This window comes from Streptomyces sp. NPDC001507 (assembly GCF_042894765.1).
Classification (GTDB): Bacteria; Actinomycetota; Actinomycetes; order Streptomycetales; family Streptomycetaceae; genus Streptomyces.
On sequence record NZ_JBIAVV010000007.1, the window covers coordinates 156,842 to 172,756 of the forward strand.

The 15,915-nt window shown below is 73.0% G+C and carries 16 protein-coding genes and 1 pseudogene; 12 read left to right on the forward strand and 5 right to left on the reverse strand.

The annotated features are described in order from the left end of the window. The first annotated feature begins 289 nt into the window (after positions 1-289). On the forward strand, positions 290-2,095 hold the full coding sequence (locus ACFY0K_RS23325; protein ID WP_390641469.1) for an adenylyl cyclase: 1,806 nt from the start codon (positions 290-292) through the stop codon (positions 2,093-2,095). Here the strand turns inward: ACFY0K_RS23325 and ACFY0K_RS23330 are convergent. Then, positions 2,068-2,259 carry a hypothetical protein gene (locus ACFY0K_RS23330; RefSeq protein ID WP_390641470.1) on the reverse strand — a complete coding sequence of 64 codons (192 nt, stop codon included), beginning with the start codon at positions 2,257-2,259 and terminating at the stop codon, positions 2,068-2,070. The genes ACFY0K_RS23325 and ACFY0K_RS23330 overlap by 28 nt on opposite strands. A 57-nt stretch (positions 2,260-2,316) precedes the next feature. On the opposite strand from ACFY0K_RS23330, the gene ACFY0K_RS23335 reads away from it, so the two are divergent. Together ACFY0K_RS23335 and ACFY0K_RS23340 are read left to right on the forward strand one after the other, a co-directional pair. Then, positions 2,317-2,988 carry a hypothetical protein gene (locus ACFY0K_RS23335; RefSeq protein WP_390641471.1) on the forward strand — a complete coding sequence of 224 codons (672 nt, stop codon included), beginning with the start codon at positions 2,317-2,319 and terminating at the stop codon, positions 2,986-2,988. A 51-nt stretch (positions 2,989-3,039) separates the two neighbouring features. Continuing rightward, positions 3,040-3,780 (forward strand): YcnI family protein, encoded by a 741-nt coding sequence (locus ACFY0K_RS23340; RefSeq protein WP_390641472.1) that lies wholly within the window; start codon positions 3,040-3,042, stop codon positions 3,778-3,780. Between the two features lie 73 nt (positions 3,781-3,853). Here the strand turns inward: ACFY0K_RS23340 and ACFY0K_RS23345 are convergent, their stop codons facing one another. Next, on the reverse strand, positions 3,854-4,657 hold the full coding sequence (locus tag ACFY0K_RS23345; protein WP_390641473.1) for a CDP-alcohol phosphatidyltransferase family protein: 804 nt from the start codon (positions 4,655-4,657) through the stop codon (positions 3,854-3,856). 121 nt (positions 4,658-4,778) lie between these two features. On the opposite strand from ACFY0K_RS23345, the gene ACFY0K_RS23350 reads away from it, so the two are divergent. The 5 genes and pseudogenes from ACFY0K_RS23350 to ACFY0K_RS23370 form a co-directional block, all read left to right on the forward strand. Further along, the gene (locus ACFY0K_RS23350) at positions 4,779-5,762 is read left to right on the forward strand and encodes a dehydrogenase (protein ID WP_390641474.1); all 984 of its coding nucleotides are present in this window, start codon (positions 4,779-4,781) and stop codon (positions 5,760-5,762) included. 160 nt (positions 5,763-5,922) lie between these two features. Then, a complete protein-coding gene (locus tag ACFY0K_RS23355) occupies positions 5,923-6,321 on the forward strand; it encodes a 6-carboxytetrahydropterin synthase (protein WP_093497951.1) in 399 nt (132 codons plus the stop codon). A gap of 5 nt (positions 6,322-6,326) precedes the next feature. Beyond that, the gene (locus tag ACFY0K_RS23360) at positions 6,327-7,520 is read left to right on the forward strand and encodes a glycosyltransferase family 4 protein (protein WP_390641742.1); all 1,194 of its coding nucleotides are present in this window, start codon (positions 6,327-6,329) and stop codon (positions 7,518-7,520) included. Then, positions 7,517-8,539 carry a trans-aconitate methyltransferase gene (locus ACFY0K_RS23365; protein WP_390641475.1) on the forward strand — a complete coding sequence of 341 codons (1,023 nt, stop codon included), beginning with the start codon at positions 7,517-7,519 and terminating at the stop codon, positions 8,537-8,539. The genes ACFY0K_RS23360 and ACFY0K_RS23365 overlap by 4 nt, the downstream gene beginning before the upstream one ends. After that, positions 8,536-9,465 (forward strand): annotated as a pseudogene (locus tag ACFY0K_RS23370) (YbhN family protein); the annotation flags it as partial. The gene ACFY0K_RS23365 and the pseudogene ACFY0K_RS23370, both read left to right, overlap by 4 nt. Before the next feature lie 50 nt (positions 9,466-9,515). Here ACFY0K_RS23370 and ACFY0K_RS23375 read toward each other — a convergent pair. Then, positions 9,516-10,274 carry a creatininase family protein gene (locus ACFY0K_RS23375; protein ID WP_390641476.1) on the reverse strand — a complete coding sequence of 253 codons (759 nt, stop codon included), beginning with the start codon at positions 10,272-10,274 and terminating at the stop codon, positions 9,516-9,518. Positions 10,275-10,312: 38 nt separating this feature from the next. Between ACFY0K_RS23375 and ribA the strand changes: the two genes are divergently transcribed. Together ribA and ACFY0K_RS23385 are read left to right on the forward strand one after the other, a co-directional pair. Further along, positions 10,313-10,969: a GTP cyclohydrolase II gene (ribA, locus tag ACFY0K_RS23380; protein WP_388598353.1), complete on the forward strand. Its 657-nt coding sequence runs from the start codon at positions 10,313-10,315 to the stop codon at positions 10,967-10,969. 55 nt (positions 10,970-11,024) lie between these two features. Next, positions 11,025-12,170, forward strand: a complete 1,146-nt coding sequence (locus ACFY0K_RS23385) for an NAD(P)/FAD-dependent oxidoreductase (protein ID WP_390641477.1) — start codon at positions 11,025-11,027, stop codon at positions 12,168-12,170. A 7-nt stretch (positions 12,171-12,177) separates the two neighbouring features. Here ACFY0K_RS23385 and ACFY0K_RS23390 read toward each other — a convergent pair whose 3' ends face one another. Beyond that, positions 12,178-13,401: a serine hydrolase domain-containing protein gene (locus ACFY0K_RS23390; protein ID WP_390641478.1), complete on the reverse strand. Its 1,224-nt coding sequence runs from the start codon at positions 13,399-13,401 to the stop codon at positions 12,178-12,180. 379 nt (positions 13,402-13,780) lie between these two features. Between ACFY0K_RS23390 and ACFY0K_RS23395 the strand changes: the two genes are divergently transcribed. Both ACFY0K_RS23395 and ACFY0K_RS23400 read left to right on the forward strand, forming a co-directional pair. Beyond that, entirely contained in the window at positions 13,781-14,206 is a 426-nt protein-coding gene (locus tag ACFY0K_RS23395) for a PPOX class F420-dependent oxidoreductase (protein WP_382719905.1), read from the forward strand. A gap of 208 nt (positions 14,207-14,414) precedes the next feature. Then, positions 14,415-14,756: a VOC family protein gene (locus ACFY0K_RS23400; protein ID WP_390641479.1), complete on the forward strand. Its 342-nt coding sequence runs from the start codon at positions 14,415-14,417 to the stop codon at positions 14,754-14,756. Here ACFY0K_RS23400 and ACFY0K_RS23405 read toward each other — a convergent pair. After that, the gene (locus ACFY0K_RS23405; protein ID WP_390641480.1) at positions 14,653-15,867 is read right to left on the reverse strand and encodes a glycosyltransferase; all 1,215 of its coding nucleotides are present in this window, start codon (positions 15,865-15,867) and stop codon (positions 14,653-14,655) included. The two genes, ACFY0K_RS23400 and ACFY0K_RS23405, sit on opposite strands and share 104 nt — an antisense overlap. Positions 15,868-15,915: the final 48 nt, after the last annotated feature.

The window sequence follows — 15,915 nt, forward strand, 5'->3', positions numbered from 1 at the left end:
CCAACCCCCGCGCGAGCAGCAGCATGCCGATGTCACGGCGCAGTTCGACGGCCTCCTCCCTCATGTCGCCGTCGGCGGACCGTACGACGTCGAGGACGCCGTGCGTCCGGCCAGCCCGGGGCACCGGCCTGCCGACGCGCCAACTCGTCACGCGGGACCCCTTGTTATTGGTGCAGACTTATTGACGCTGCTTACCGGCGATGATTCACTCCGTGGCTGAGAGCGCTCTCTCGCGGTTGGGGACCAGCCGCGTCCCGTTTGCCCACCACCTTCAGGGAGAGCCGTGTCCGTGATTCCCTCTCGCCGTGCCGTGCTCCGTGGGGCCGCGGCTGCTGCCGCAGCGGTGCCGCTGGCCGGTGCAACCCCAGGATCCGCCTTCGCGTCGTCCTCCGCCTCCGCCGGGGCGGCCGGCCACGGTACGGCCGGTCTGGGGCCCAACGTCCTGGTCTTCGACACATCGATGGGCGACGCGGCGATCCAGGCGCAGATCGACGCCGTGTTCGCCGTCCAGCAGTCCAACCAGTTCGGCACCGAGCGGTACGCCCTGGCGTTCCAGCCGGGCACGTACAACGTCGAGATCAACGTCGGCTTCTACACCCACGTACTGGGGCTCGGCGCCAGCCCCGAGGACGTCGTCATCAACGGCCATGTCACCGTCGACGCCCAGTGGTTCGGCGGCAACGGCACCCAGGACTTCTGGCGGGCCGCCGAGAACCTGACCGTCGTCCCGCCGGACGGGCTGGAGCGCTGGGCCGTCGCCCAGGCCGGCCCGATGCGCCGCGTCCACGTCAAGGGCAACATGATCCTCATGCCGAGCCCGCCCGGCAACGGCTGGTCCAGCGGCGGCTTCCTGGCCGACAGCGTGGTGGACGGGCAGATCAACTCCGGCTCGCAGCAGCAGTGGCTGTCCCGCAACGACACCATCGGCAGCTGGACCGGCGCCAACTGGAACATGGTCTTCGTCGGCGTCCAGGGCGCACCCGCCACGTCCTTCCCGACGCCGCCGTACACGACCGTCGACCGCACCCCGGTGGTCCGGGAGAAGCCGTTCCTGACCGTCGACCGACGCGGGGCCTACCACGTCTTCGTGCCCGCGCTGCGCCGCGACAGCACCGGCACCTCCTGGGCCGCCGGGCCGGCCGCCGGACACAGCATCCCGCTGACCGAGTTCCACGTCGCCCGGCCGGGAGACTCCGCCGCGAGCATCAACGCGGCGCTCGCCCACGGCAAGCACCTCCTGCTCACCCCGGGCATCTACCCGCTGTCCGCGCCGCTGCGGATCTCCCGGCCCGGCACCGTCGTGCTCGGCCTCGGCCTGCCCACCCTCCAGGCCGTCAAGGGCAACTCGCTCATCGAGGTCGCCGACATCGGTGACGTCTCCGTGGCCGGTGTGATCCTCGAGGCCGCCTCCGCCGATTCCCCCGTGCTGCTGCGCGTGGGCGACGGCCACAGCCGCAGGATCCACGCGCACCGCCCCACCGCCCTCTTCGACGTCTTCCCGCGCATCGGCGGCGCCGTCCCCGGCGGCACCCGGGTCAGCATCCAGATCGACAGCAACGACGTGATCGTCGACCACGTCTGGGCCTGGCGCGCCGACCACGGCCTCGACGGCACGGTCGGCTGGTCGGTCAACCCCGCGGGCGTCGGCTTCCTCGTCAACGGCGACCGGGTCACCACGTACGGCCTGTTCGTCGAGCACCACCAGAACTACGAGGTGCTCTGGAACGGCAACCACGGCCGCACCTACTTCTTCCAGAACGAGCACCCCTACGACGTCCCGACGCAGTCGGCCTGGAGACACGGCAACACCAACGGCTTCGCCGCCTACAAGGTCGGCGACCACGTCACCGAGCACCACGCCTGGGGCCTGGGCAGCTACGCCTACTTCGACCTCAACGCGAACATCTACACCGACCGCGCCTACGAGGTCCCGGACACCCCGGGCGTCGTCTTCACCTCGCTGATGACCGTCTGCCTCAACGGCGCGGGCGGCGGCGGCATCCTGCACTGCGTCAACAACGCCGGCGACCCCGTGGAGAACGGCTTCGGAACCTACAACATGAAGTCCTACTCGAACGGCGTCGGCATGGTCTGACCTGCCCCGAAGGCGGTGACGCTCACACGGCGCACGGCGTTGGCACACAGCTCGGCCGCGACGAGCGTGACGACGTCGTGCGCGTCGCTGCCGTACGGGATGCCCCAGGCGTCGAGCCCCCCGCACAGCAGGCCGCGGCCATCCCACAGCAAAATCCGGGCCACGAGTGAACGGGGCGTCCGTGCGCCCCGTACCACCCCACCGTGGGAGGATCGCTCACCATGAATGCGTCGCCGGCGGTACGGAGCCTGCGTGCCGCGGTGTTCGCCGCGGTGTGCGTGCTGCTGGCTGCCGCCGGGCACGGCCTGGCCATGGGCGACCTGCCGCCGCTGTGGGCGGACGCGGCCGCCTTCGTGGCCGTCTTCGCCCTCGGGCGGGCCCTCGCGGGGCGGGAGCGCGGACTGCCGGAGATCGGCGTCGGCATGCTGCTCACCCAGGCCGGTCTGCACTTCGGCTTCGACGCGGCCCGCGCGGTCACCCCGGCTGCTCCCGCGACCGCCACGGCCATGTCCCCCATGAGCATGCACGGTCACGCCATGGCAGGTATGGCCGGCATGGCGGGCATGACCGGTACGGCCGGTGCGCGCGGGATGGCGCAGCAGTATCCGCACGTCCACGTCCTGACCGCGCACGCCACCCTCGCCCACGTCGTCGCCGCGCTCATCGCCTCCTGGTGGCTGCGGCGCGGCGAGGCCGCGCTGTGGTCGCTGCCGCGGCGGACCGCCGCGCTCGTCCCCGGGCTGGCCGCCTGGTGGCTCGACGCCCCGCTGCCCGCCCCGGCCGGCGGCCCCCGCCTGGCCCCGGCCGCCCCGATACGGCCCCGCCCGCTGCTCGCGCTGCGGCACGCGGTGAGCCGGCGCGGGCCCCCGAACCCGATCCCGTACCCCGCCTGACACCCGCAGGACTCGCTCACAGACTTCACTCGTACGGAGATCGACTCACTCATGTCCACCACCCGACTCACCCTCCGCCGCGCCGCCACCGTCACCGCGCTGACCGCCGCGTCGGTCCTGGCCGCCGCCGGTATCGCCGCCGCGCACGTCATCGTCCACCCCGAGAGCTACGCCAAGGGCGCCACCGACGGCGTGCTGACCTTCCGCGTGCCCAACGAGGAGGACACCGCCGCCACCACCAAGGTCCAGGTCTACCTGCCCACCGACCACCCGGTCCTGGGCGTCCTCGTCACCCCGCACGACGGCTGGACCGCCAAGGTGACCACCACCAAGCTCAAGACGCCGGTGAAGACCGACGACGGCACCATCACCGAGGCCGCCTCCGAGATCACCTGGACCGGCGGCAAGATCGGCGCCGGCCAGTTCGAGGACTTCGACGTCGCCTTCGGGCAACTGCCCGAGGACACCGGCCAGCTGACCTTCAAGACCCTGCAGACCTACTCCGACGGCAAGGTCGTCCGCTGGATCGAGGAGGAGCAGAGCGGCGGCGACGAGCCGGAGAACCCGGCGCCGACGCTCAAGCTCACCGCGGCCGGCGACGACGCCGCGGGCGACGACTCCGCCGCGTCGGCCGCACCGGCCGCCAAGACCGGCGGCACGGCGACCACCACGGCCGCCGGCTCCAGCGACTCCACCGCCCGCGGCCTCGGCATCGCGGGCCTGATCGCCGGCGTCCTGGGCCTGGCGGCCGCCGCGTTCGCCGTCGTAAGGACCCGGGGCGCGAAGTCGTAGGCCGACGTCCGCAGGCGGACGCGGAAGGGGCCCGGACCGGTGAACGGTCCGGGCCCCTTCCGCGTGCCCGGGTTCAGCGCACCGCCAGTTCCAGGAGCTCCAGCTCCTCTGCGGAGTCCGGTACCCGCTCCGCCGAGGCCGCGGGCACCGCCGCCGGGGAAGCCGGCCGCGCGTTGCGCCACAGCCACCGCACGTCCCGGCCGAAGGACCACACCAGGGAGCCGAGCGCCAGCAGCACCACGCCCAGGTCGGCCAGGTAGGGCAGCAGGTCCGCGCCGGCCAGCAGCAGGCAGATGCCCTGCATCGCGGCGACCGTCTTGCGGGCCATGGAGTGCGGCAGCGGGGCGTTCAGCCAGGGCGCGATCTTCGCGGCCGCGACGAACGCGTAGCGCATCCCGCCGATCAGCAGCACCCAGGGCCCGAGCCGCGTGGACACGTACACGCTCAGCACCAGGATCAGGAACGCGTCGACCTCCATGTCGAAGCGGGCGCCCAGCGCGGTCGACGTACCCGTCTTCCGGGCCACCTTGCCGTCCACGCCGTCGAGGATCAGGGCCACGGCCGTCAGGCCGACCAGCAGGGTGACCGGCGGGGAGCTCTCGAAGGAGTCGGCGACCAGGGCCGTCACGCCGCCGACCAGGATCGCGCGGCCGAGGGTCACCCGGTTGGCGGGGCCGAAGGAGCGCGGCCGGGTGCGGTGCAGGGCCCGGGAGAGCACCGCCCAGGTGGCTATCGCGAACGCGAGACCCACAAGCCAGCCGGCCGGCCCCATGCCGATCGCCGTCCCGAGCAGGGCCAGCAACAGGATCTGTACGCCCGCTCCCACAGCGGTCTCCTGCTGTACCAGCCTGGCTTCGTAAGTGTTGTTCAGGGCCACCGCACGTCCTCCGGCCGAGTGACAGAGTCGATCAACGCCGCGTACTGTGCGCGGCCTGTGCACTTCTCGCTGTGCACAACTCCGTACGTGAACCACTTCCCGATCGTTCAGGAGGATGCCGATGAACTCCTCGGCCCGCGCGTTCTGGCTCCGCTCCCCGGGCCACGGAGAACTGCGTGACGTCGCCCTCGCGGAGCCCGGCGAGGGCGAGGTGCTGGTGCGCGCGCTGTACTCGGGGGTCAGCCGGGGCACGGAGACACTGGTGTTCCGGGGCGGGGTGCCGGAGAGCCAGCAGGACGTGATGCGGGCGCCGTTCCAGGAGGGCGACTTCCCCGGTCCGGTGAAGTACGGCTACCTCAGCGTCGGCGTCGTGGAGCAGGGCCCCGGGGAACTGGTCGGGCGTACGGTCTTCTGTCTGTATCCGCATCAGACGCGTTACGTCGTTCCGGTGAGTGCGGTGACGGTGGTACCGGAGCGGGTACCCCCGGCACGTGCGGTACTCGCGGGCACGGTCGAGACCGCCGTGAACGCCCTCTGGGACGCGGCGCCGCTGCTCGGTGACCGGATCGCGGTCATCGGCGGCGGCATGGTCGGCTGCTCGGTCGCCGCCCTGCTCGCCCGTTTCCCCGGCGTCCGGCTCCAGCTGGTCGACGCCGACCCGGCCCGGGCCAAGACCGCCGAGGCCCTCGGCGTGGACTTCGCGGCCCCCGGGGACGCCCTTGGGGAGTGCGACCTGGTCGTGCACGCCAGCGCCACCGAGCAGGGCCTCACCCGCGCGCTGGAACTCCTGGCGCCGGAGGGCACGGTCCTCGACCTGAGCTGGTACGGCGACCGGCGGATCGCCCTCCCGCTCGGCGAGGCCTTCCACTCCCGCCGGCTCACCGTGCGCAGCAGCCAGGTCGGCACCGTCTCCCCGGCCGCCCGGGCCGGCCGCACCTACGCCGACCGGCTCACCCTGGCCCTGGACCTGCTGGCCGATCCGGCGCTGGACGCCCTCATCACGGGGGAAAGCGCGTTCGAGGAGTTGCCGGAGGTGCTCCCGCGGCTCGCCTCCGGGGAGCTTCCGGCCCTCTGCCACCGGGTCCGCTACGGCGACAACGGCTGACGGAACGTCCAATGACGGCCGGTGCGAGCCGCCAAGAGGTCCTGACCTGAGAAAAGAGTGAGAGTGGACTGAACGCGGGGAAGCCGAGAACCGTATTAAGGGCATCCCCCGGCAGGGATCAGCCGGGGGACCAGACGCGCCGCACCTGGAGGGTCGTCCGTTGTTCAGCATCACCGTCCGCGATCACATCATGATCGCCCACAGCTTCCGCGGCGAGGTGTTCGGGCCCGCGCAGCGACTGCACGGCGCCACGTTCCTGGTGGACGCCACCTTCCGCCGTGAACAGCTGGACGACGACAACATCGTCGTCGACATCGGTCTTGCCACCCAGGAACTCGGCGCCGTGGTCAGCGAGCTGAACTACAGAAACCTGGACAACGAGCCCGACTTCGCCGGGATCAACACCTCCACGGAGTTCCTCGCGAAGGTCATCGCCGACCGGCTCGCCGAGCGCATCGAGAAGGGCGCGCTCGGCGAGGGCGCCCGGGGCCTCGCCGGACTGACCGTCACCCTCCACGAGTCCCACGTCGCCTGGGCGAGTTACGAGCGTGCCCTGTGACCGACATGGCCATCGGCCGCCCGTCGGCCCTCACCTACGTGCCCGCGCAGCGTGCGGCCACCACCGACAGCAAGGCTCCGGCGAGCATCGGGATCCTCCCCATGTCCCTGCGCAACGTGCACTTCGTCATGCCCGGCGGTGTCGACGACCCGGCAAGCCCGAGCGGCGGCAACGCCTACGACCGGCGGGTCTGCCTGGACCTGCCCGGCTTCGGCTGGCAGGTCACCAAGCACGCGATCGACGGCTCCTGGCCGCGCCCCGGCACCGCCGCCCGCGACGCCCTCGCCCGCACCCTGCGGGAACTGCCCGACGGCACGGTCGTCCTCCTCGACGGCCTGGTCGCCTGCGGGGTACCGGAGATCGTCGTACCGGAGACGGACCGACTGCGGCTCGCCGTCCTCGTGCACCTCCCGCTCGGCGCCGAGACCGGCCTCGACGCGGCCGTCGCCGCCGACCTGGACGCCCGCGAGCGGACGGTGCTGCGCGCCGTGCCGGCAGTGATCGCGACCAGCGACTGGGCGGTACGACGGCTGGTGTCGCATCACGGCCTGGCACCCGAACGGGTGCACGTGGCCGCGCCGGGTGCCGACATCGCCCCGCTGGCCGGCGGCACCGACGGCGTCTCGCACCTGCTGTGCGTCGCCGCCGTCACCCCGCGCAAGGGCCAGCACCGGCTCATCGAGGCGCTCGCCACCGTCCGGGACCTGCCGTGGACCTGCACCTGCGTCGGCGGTCTCGACACGGCTCCCGAGTACGTGGCCCACCTGCGGTCGCTGATCGCCGGGCACGGGCTGACGGACCGCCTGCACCTCGCGGGCCCGCGCGCCGGAGCCGACCTGGACGCCAGTTACGCGGCCGCCGACCTGATGGTGCTCACCTCGTACGCCGAGACCTACGGCATGGCCGTCACCGAGGCCCTCGCCCGTGGTATCCCGGTGCTCGCGACCGACGTCGGCGGCCTGCCGGAAGCGGTCGGCCGGGCCCCCGACGGCGGGGTACCCGGCATCCTCGTGCCGCCGGAGGACCCCGCCGCGCTCGCCGCCGAACTGCGCGGCTGGTTCGGCGAGGCGGACGTACGCCGCCGTCTCAAGGCCGCCGCACGCGGCCGCCGGGCGGCACTCGACGGCTGGGCGACCACCGCCCGCAGCCTCGCCGGAGTCCTGCTGCGGCTCCCTGACGAACCCCGGAGGGCGGCATGACCAGCGAGACCACGACCACTGCTCCGGTCGGCGCGATACCCGCGCAGCCGGGACCGACGGATGTTACGGATGCGGGTGTGGGACGAGAACACGAACAGGCACCCTCCGAGGTGATACCCGGGGCCGGTCCCGCCGTCCGGCCGGGCGAGCGGGCCACCGTACGGCTGCGCGAGACCGGGCCCGAGGAGCCGCCGCGGTACGCGCCCGAGTGGCTGGAGCTGCGGGAGAGCGCGGACGCGGCCGCCCGGGCGAACGACCTGCTGGACCCGCTGCGGATCCGGCTGGCGAACCTGCCCGGCAAGGCGGGCGGGATCGTCGTGCACGACCTGGGCTGCGGCACCGGCTCGATGGGCCGCTGGCTCGCCCCCCGCCTCGACGGCTCCCAGCACTGGATCCTGCACGACCGCGACCCCTACCTGCTGCACTTCGCCGCCGTCGCCTCGCCCCGCGCGGCCGCCGACGGCAGCCGGGTCACCGTGGAGACCCGGCGCGGCGACATCGCCCGGCTCACCCCCGACGCGCTGATCGGCGCCTCCCTGGTGACCGCGTCCGCGCTCCTCGACGTCCTCACCCGGGAGGAGGTCGACATCCTCGCCGAGGCCTGCACCGGGGCCGGCTGCCCCGCGCTGCTCACCCTCTCGGTCGCCGGGCGGGTCGAACTGACCCCCGCCCACCCGCTGGACGCCGAGCTCACCGACGCCTTCAACACCCACCAGCGGCGCGGCGGCCTGCTCGGCCCGGACGCGGTCACCGCCGCCTGCGAGGCGTTCTCCGACCGGGGCGCCACCGTGAAGCTGCACCCCAGCGCGTGGCGGCTCGGCCCCGACGAGAAGGCGCTCACCGAGCAGTGGCTGCGCGGCTGGGTCGGCGCCGCCGTCGAGGAACGCCCCGAACTGGCCGAGCGGGCCGACGCCTACCTGGCCGAGCGGCTCGCCGCCAACGCGGCCGGCGAACTGCGGGTCGTCGTGCACCACAGTGACCTGCTCGCGCTCGCCCGGCCGACCGGAGGCACCTCATGAGCACCCCGACCCTGGTCCGGGAGACCGCGCCGGTCGCCCCGCTCGCCGTGCCCAGGCGCCTCAACCTCCGCGCCGTCCGCACCCACCTGGGCACCGTCGCCGGAGCCGCCATCATCGCCGTGCTGCTGTGGCGGCTCGGCACCGGAGTCTTCCTCGACGGCCTGCGCCGGATCGACACCCCGACCCTGGTGGCCGGCCTGGTGATCGGCGCGGTCACGACCGTACTGAGCGCCTGGCGCTGGCAGTTGGTCGCCCGCAGCCTCGGCCTGAGGCTGCCGCTCGGGCCCGCCGTCGGCGACTACTACCGGGCCCTGTTCCTGAACGCGGCCCTGCCCGGCGGAGTCCTCGGCGACGTGCACCGGGCCGTCCGGCACGGGCAGAGCGAGGGCGACATCGGCCGCGGGGTCCGCGCCGTCGTCCTCGAACGCGCCGCCGGGCAGACAGCGTTGGCGGTGTTCGGGGCGGCCGCGCTGCTGATCCTGCCCTCGCCGGTCCGCGACGAGGTGCGCAGCTTCGCCCCGCTGGCGGCGGCCGGACTGGCCGGCGCGTGCGCGATCGTGGTCGCCGTCCGCATGAACAAGGCTCCGGGCAAGCGCGCCGGTGCCCTGCGCGCCACCCTCGGCGAGGCCCGCCGCGCGCTGCTGTCGCGGCGGAACGCGCCCGGTGTCGCGCTGTCCTCGGCGGTCATCCTCGCCGGGCACGTCGGGATGTTCGTGGTGGCCGCGCGGGTCGCGGGGTCGGCCGCGTCCGTGGCGGTCCTCGTCCCGATCTCCGTCCTCGCCCTGGTCGCGATGGGCCTGCCGCTGAACGTCGGCGGCTGGGGCCCCCGGGAGGGCGTCACCGCCTGGGCGTTCGCCGCGGCCGGCCTCGGCGCGGACAGCGGGCTCGCCACCGCCGTGGTCTACGGCGTCCTCAGCTTCGTGGCGGCCCTGCCCGGTCTGGTGGTCCTCGTCGTCCGCTGGTACGCCGGACTGCGCTACTCCCGCCCGGCGGTGAGCAGTTCGAAAAGCGCGCCGAAGGAATCCGCGAGGCTCGACAGGAGTTCCTTCCCCTTTTCCGCCGACCCCAGGGAAGGGCGGCCGATGACGCCCGACTCGGTATAGGCGGACATTCCCAGGGTGAGGAGATGACGACGGTCGTCAGCGGTGAAATCGGCAGACTCGTAACCAGGGCGGACCAATTCGGGATGAGCATGCAGCAGAATGGAGGTCTCGATTTCTCCGGCGTGCATGTCGGAGAGCGCCGAGGTCTCGACCCCCGCCCGCGTGAGCGCCGTCTCCCAGTCCTCCACGGCCGGGTACAGCGCCAGCCGCTCGCCCCGCGCGGACGCCTCCTGCACGACGTTGCCCAGCACGTAGTTGCCGCCGTGGCCGTTGACCACGACCAGCGCCTCGACACCCGAGCGGCGCAGCGAGCCGGCGATGTCGTTCACCACCGCGTGCAGGGTCACCGCGGAGATGCTGACGGTCCCCGGCCAGGCCGCGTGCTCGTGCGAGCAGGAGACCGTCACCGGAGGGAGCAGGTGCACCGGGTACGCGGCGGCGATCTCGCGGGCGACGGCACAGGCGACGAGGGTGTCGGTAGCGAGCGGAAGGTAGGGGCCGTGCTGTTCGAAGCTCCCCACGGGAAGGACGGCGACCTGTGTTGAAACGCCCGCCCCCCTGGTCCGTACCTCTTCCGTAGTGTCCGCCGGCAACAAGCCGTATGCCGCCGTACGCGCGCCCGAACCACTCATCTTTTCACGGCCTTTCGTCTCTGCTTAGGAATCAGATCATGACAGAAAACATCGGCGTACTCGGCAAGTCCCCACGGCGTTCGGGCGTGGAACGCGTCGTGAATGCACCGCTGCCCACCGTGTACGGCAAATTCCAGGCGATCGGCTACCTGGACCACGACCGCGGCGACGAGCAAGTCGCCCTGGTCTACGGGGACATCGACAGCGACCGGGTGCTGACCCGGCTGCACTCCGAGTGCCTGACCGGGGACGCGTTCGGCTCCCAGCACTGCGAGTGCGGCGACCAGCTGGCCGCCGCGCTGCGCGCGGTCGTCGCCGAAGGCAGCGGCATCGTCGTCTACCTGCGCGGCCACGAGGGCCGCGGCATCGGCCTGCTCGCCAAGCTCCGCGCGATGGCCCTGCAGGCGGAGGGCCTGGACACCGTCGAGGCCAACCTCGCGCTCGGCCTGCCCGTGGACGCCCGCGACTACGGGGTCGCCGCCGGCATCCTGAGCGACCTCGGGGTGCGCTCGGTACGTCTGATGTCCAACAACCCGCGCAAGCGCGAGTCCCTGGTACGGCACGGCATCGAGGTCGCCGAAACGGTCCCGCTGCTGATCGAGCCGTGCGAGAACAACATCACCTACCTGCGGACGAAGCGCGAGCGGCTCGACCACGTGCTGCCCCACCTGGACGCGGTGGCGCACTGGTCCTGAGGTACCGGGCGGCCTCCCGGGGAAGGATCGGGGGAGACCGACAGGAGGTACACGCGTGAATCTTCGGGCCCAGGTCGTGATCATCGGCGGCGGGGTGATGGGCACCAGCATCGCCTGCCATCTCGCGAGGGCGGGCGTCCGCGACGTCGTCCTCGTCGAACGCGACGAACTCGCCGCCGGATCCACCTCGAAGGCCGCGGGCGGGGTGCGCGCCCAGTTCTCCGACGAGCTCAACGTCCAGCTGGGCGCGCGCAGCTTAGAGGCCTTCGCCCGGTTCGGCGAGGAGACCGGGTACGACATCGGGCTGCGCCGCGTCGGCTACCTGTTCCTCCTCTCCACCCCCGAGGAGGTCGCCTCCTTCGAGGCAGGGGTCCGGCTGCAGAACCACCTCGGCGTGCCCAGCCGGATGCTGACCCCGAAGGAGGCGGCCCGGCTCTCCCCGCTGATCACCACCGACGGACTGCTGGCCGCCGCCTACTCCCCGGACGACGGCCACTGCACCCCCGAGTCCGTCGTGCACGGCTACGCGGCCGCCGCCCGCGCCCACGGCGCCCGCGTCCTGCGCCACACCGAGGTCACCGGCATCGAACGGGACGGCGCCTTTGTCACCGCCGTACACACCACCCTCGGCCGGATCGCCACCGACACGGTGATCTGCGCGGCCGGAGCCTGGTCGCGGGCGGTCGGCGCGATGGCCGGCGTCGACTTACCGGTGCAGCCGCTGCGCCGCCAGATCGCGGTCACCGAGCCGGTCCGGGGGCTGCCGCCCACGCTCCCCATGACGATCGACTTCACCACCAGCCTGTACTTCCACGCCGAGGGCCCGGGACTGCTGCTCGGCATGTCCGACCCCGACGAACGGCCGGGCTTCGCCACCGACACCCACGACCGCTGGATCCCGCGCCTGTACGCGGCGATGGAACGCCGGGCCCCGGCCCTGCTCGACCTGCGCCGCACCGGCGGCTGGGCGGGCCTGTACGAGAACACCCCGGACCACAACGCCCTGATCGGCGAGGCGCCCGCGGTCTCCCGGTTCCTGTACGCCACCGGGTTCTCCGGTCACGGCTTCCTCCAGGCACCGGCCGTCGGCGAGGTGGTCCGCGACCTGTACCTGGGCCGCGCGCCCTTCCTGGACGTCGGCCCGCTCGGCGCCGGCCGGTTCGCGGCCGACGCCCCGCGCCCGGAGTCGAACCTGGTGTGAGCGGCGCTCAGTCCTGGATCGCCTCGTGGACCAGCCGGCGCAGGTCCGGGAAGACCTTCAGCGTCTTCGGCCGGACCTGCGTGTGGAACTGCACGGTCAGGTCGTGGGCGGGGTCGACCCAGAACGCGGTGGTGGCCGCACCGGTCCAGCCGTAGGCGCCGGGGCTGCTCGGGGAGAGGGTGCGGTCCGGGTCGATCACCACGGAGACGCCGAGACCGAAGCCGAGCCCGTCGTTGCCGGGTTCCTGGTGGACCGGAGCCCCGTAGGCCCGCAGATCGGCCCCGCCCGGCAGGTGGTTGCGGGCGAGCAGCCCGACCGAGGCGGGGGAGAGCAGCCGGACGCCGTCCAGTTCGCCGCCCCGGCGCAGCATCTCCATGAAACGGTGGTAGTCGTACGCCGTCGCCGCGAGGCCGCCGCTGCCGGACAGGAAGCGGGGGCGGCCGCGCAACGGCAGTCCGGGGATCGCCTCGATGCCGCCGCCCTCGGTCTCGCCGTACAACTCCGAAAGCCGGTCGGCCTGTTCGGGCACGATGTGCAGGCCCGCGTCCGGCATGCCGAGCGGACGGAAGATCCGCTCCGCGAAGAAGTCGTCGAGCCGCTGTCCGGAGGCCACCTCGACGACCCTGCTGAGGACGTTGAAGCCGACGGAGTAGTTCCACTGGGTGCCCGGCTCGAACTGGAGCGGCATCCGGGCGTACACCGCCATCGCCTCGGCGAGGTCCGCGCCCGACGGCACCGAGAACTCCAGGCCCGCCTCGCGGTAGCAGGCGTCCACGGGGTGCGTGTGGTAGAAGGCGAAGGTCAACCCGGCGGTGTGGGTGAGCAGATGGCGGATCCGGATCGGCCCGTCGGCCGGCCGGGTCACCATGTCGTCGCCCGAACCCGAGACATGGACCCGCGGGGCGGCGAACTCCGGCAGGAAACGGTCGACCGGGTCGTCCAGCGAGAGCAGCCCGTCCTCCACAAGCAGCAGCACGGCGACCGCGGTGACCGGCTTGGTCATGGAGTAGATCCGCCAGATGGTGTCCGGCTCGACCGGCAGCCTGGCCGCGAGGTCGCGGTGGCCCTGGGTGGTGAGGTGGGCGACCCGGCCGCCGCGCGCCACGGCCACCAGGTAACCGGGCAGCCGCCCTTCGTCGACGTAGTGGGCGAAGTGCTGGTCGAGGCGGTCGAGCGCCTTCACGTCCAGCCCCACCTCACCGGGGTCGACTTCCTGTCGCAGCTGTGCCATCGCTCTCCTTGGGTCGTGTCGTCCGCGGTGCGGTCCGACCTCGGACCTCATCGTCGCGCAGGAAGAGGGGAACGGTCCCGCTCAAACGCGTGTGGTGTGACGGACGCTATAGAAGAGGCACCGGAAAACGGACGCGCCACCGCCACGCCCGACGTACGGCGGGTGATGACGGCTCGTCAGTTGGTACATGCCCGCGACGGCCCGATCCGACGCCGGGCGCACCCGGCCAGGCGCGGCGACTTGTACGCCCGGCGCGGCCGCACCGTGTCCGGGCGGCTACCCTCCGCGCACGCCCGGCCCGGCGAGCCCCGGCGCGCGACGGCCGGTGCGGAAGCAGCGGGCGGGAATGCGCGACGGACGCGGCGGGGTTCCCCCTGACATGACCCAGGACGCTCTTCTGAAGCTGCTCGCCGAAGGACACGACGGGGTGCTGGTCACCCTCAAGAGCGATGGACGTCCCCAGCTGTCCAACGTCAACCACGCCTACTACCCCGACGAGCGGACCGTGCGCGTGTCGATCACCGACGGCCGCGCCAAGACCCGCAACCTGCGCCGGGACCCTCGTGCCTCATACCACGTCACCAGCCCGGACCGCTGGGCCTACACGGTCGCCGAGGGCACCGCGGAGCTGTCGCCGGTGGCCGAGGACCCGTACGACGCGACCGTCGAGGAGCTGATCCGCCTCTACCGCGACGTCCGGGGCGAACACCCCGACTGGGACGACTACCGCGCCGCGATGGTCCGGGACAGGCGGCTGGTGCTGCGGCTGCGGGTGGAGCGGGCGTACGGCGTGCCGCGCGCCTGACGGGCCCAGGACCTGTGACGCAGCGCGATCGGCCGATGCCTGGAGGGCACAGCGGCCGGCGGGTGTCCTCGCCGAACCCGTACTGGAACCGGTGGGGGGCGGCGCCGAGGACCCGGACGGGTACCGGCTGGTGCTCTGCGAGCCGGAATGGTCCAACGCGTGACGGGAGGTCCTTGCCGCCCGGACCTCCCGGCGTTAGCCTCCGCGCGTGATCAATGGGGCACATGTGGTGATCTACACGCGGGACGCCGAGGCGGACCGGGCCTTCCTCCGGGACGTGCTGGGCTGGCCGCACGTCGACGCCGGCTACGGCTGGCTGCTCTTCCGGCTGCCGCCGGCCGAGGTGGCGTGCCATCCGGCCGACGGCGAACCGTCGCACGAACTGATGCTGATGTGCGACGACCTGGACGAGACGATCACCGAACTCACCGCCAAGGGTGTCGAGTTCAGCCGACCCGTCCAGGTCGCGGCCTGGGGCCGGGTGACGGGCTTCCGGTTGCCGGGCGGAGGCGAGGTCGCCTTGTACGAGCCGCGCCACCCGCGCGCCTAGCACCGGTCTCCTCCCGTACCCAGGTCTCCAGCCACTGCGTGAACTCGGCCGCCTTGTCGGGCCAGTTGAAGTGGGTGAGGGCCGCCTCGCGGCCACGCTGGGCCGCGGTGTGACGCAGGACCGCATCGGCGCCGAGCCGGTGGATCGCCTCCGCCGCCGCCCGCGGATCCTCGTACGGGACGACGATTCCGCAGCCGTGCCGCTCCACCATGTCCGCGGCCAGCGGGGTGGGCGTGGTGATGACGGGCACGCCGTGGGCCATGTACTCGACGATCTTGGTGGGCCGGGAATGGCGGTAGTTGGGCTGGTCGTGCAGGAGCGAGAGACCGGCCAGGGCGCCCGGGAACAGGGCGAGGGCGCGGTCGTTGGGCAGGAAGCCGTGCCAGCGCAGGACGCCGTCCCGGTCGGCGGCCGCGAGCGCGTCCCGGACGTCGGGGTCGGCCGCGCCGGCCACCTCGACGCGCAGGCCGGGGCCCAGGTGCCGGGCCGTGGCTATCAGGTCCAGCGCGCCGCGCGCCCGTGACAGGTGGCCGACGTAGACGACCCGTTCGGTGCCCGGCGGCTCCGGTGCCTCGACCGGGGCGGTGGTGAAGTTCGGCACCACCGGGTGGGTGCGGCGGAACCGCTCCTGGTAGGCGTCCTCGGCGAGCAGCAGCCGCAGATGACGCTCCGCCAGCCGTTCGGCCGCGCGGACGCCGAGCCGCAGCGGTGGCCGCAGCGCCCTCGGCACCCATCGTTTCATGGCGAGCGCGGCCGCGGTGTCCTCGTGCACGTCCCAGACGACCACCGGACCGGTGCCGGACCGCCGCCAGCGGCGCAGGGTGCCGGGGAGGGCCAGCAGCAGCTCCGGGTCGTGGAGCAGGATCAGGTCCGCCTCGTGGCCGCGCCGGGCCAGCAGGTTCCGCGCCGCGCCGACGGCCGTGCGGCGGCTGCGGCCCGCGGCCCGCGGCAGGTCGATGCCTTCGAGGTCCGGGCGGGGCCGTGCCTCGCGGGCCGAGAAGGGCGCCGCGTAGACGACATGGTGTCCGCGGTCCCGCAACGCGCTGATCTGCCGGTGCAGGATGCGCGCGTCCTCGGGGTGGTGGACGACGGTGACGACGAGTATCCGCATCTGAGCGCCTTTCGGCTCCGCGGCCCGGAGCCCTTCGACTCCGAGCCG

Excerpts from the sequence above, each read along its gene's own strand:
- ribA (WP_388598353.1), top strand. The coding sequence starts at position 10,313 with ATGACAGAAAACATCGGCGTACTCGGCAAGTCCCCACGGCGTTCGGGC.
- ACFY0K_RS23360 (WP_390641742.1), top strand. The coding sequence starts at position 6,327 with ATGGCCATCGGCCGCCCGTCGGCCCTCACCTACGTGCCCGCGCAGCGT.
- ACFY0K_RS23395 (WP_382719905.1), top strand. The coding sequence starts at position 13,781 with ATGACCCAGGACGCTCTTCTGAAGCTGCTCGCCGAAGGACACGACGGG.
- ACFY0K_RS23350 (WP_390641474.1), top strand. The coding sequence starts at position 4,779 with ATGAACTCCTCGGCCCGCGCGTTCTGGCTCCGCTCCCCGGGCCACGGA.
- ACFY0K_RS23405 (WP_390641480.1), bottom strand. The coding sequence starts at position 15,867 with ATGCGGATACTCGTCGTCACCGTCGTCCACCACCCCGAGGACGCGCGC.
- ACFY0K_RS23390 (WP_390641478.1), bottom strand. The coding sequence starts at position 13,401 with ATGGCACAGCTGCGACAGGAAGTCGACCCCGGTGAGGTGGGGCTGGAC.
- ACFY0K_RS23340 (WP_390641472.1), top strand. The coding sequence starts at position 3,040 with ATGTCCACCACCCGACTCACCCTCCGCCGCGCCGCCACCGTCACCGCG.
- ACFY0K_RS23365 (WP_390641475.1), top strand. The coding sequence starts at position 7,517 with ATGACCAGCGAGACCACGACCACTGCTCCGGTCGGCGCGATACCCGCG.
- ACFY0K_RS23335 (WP_390641471.1), top strand. The coding sequence starts at position 2,317 with ATGAATGCGTCGCCGGCGGTACGGAGCCTGCGTGCCGCGGTGTTCGCC.
- ACFY0K_RS23375 (WP_390641476.1), bottom strand. The coding sequence starts at position 10,274 with ATGAGTGGTTCGGGCGCGCGTACGGCGGCATACGGCTTGTTGCCGGCG.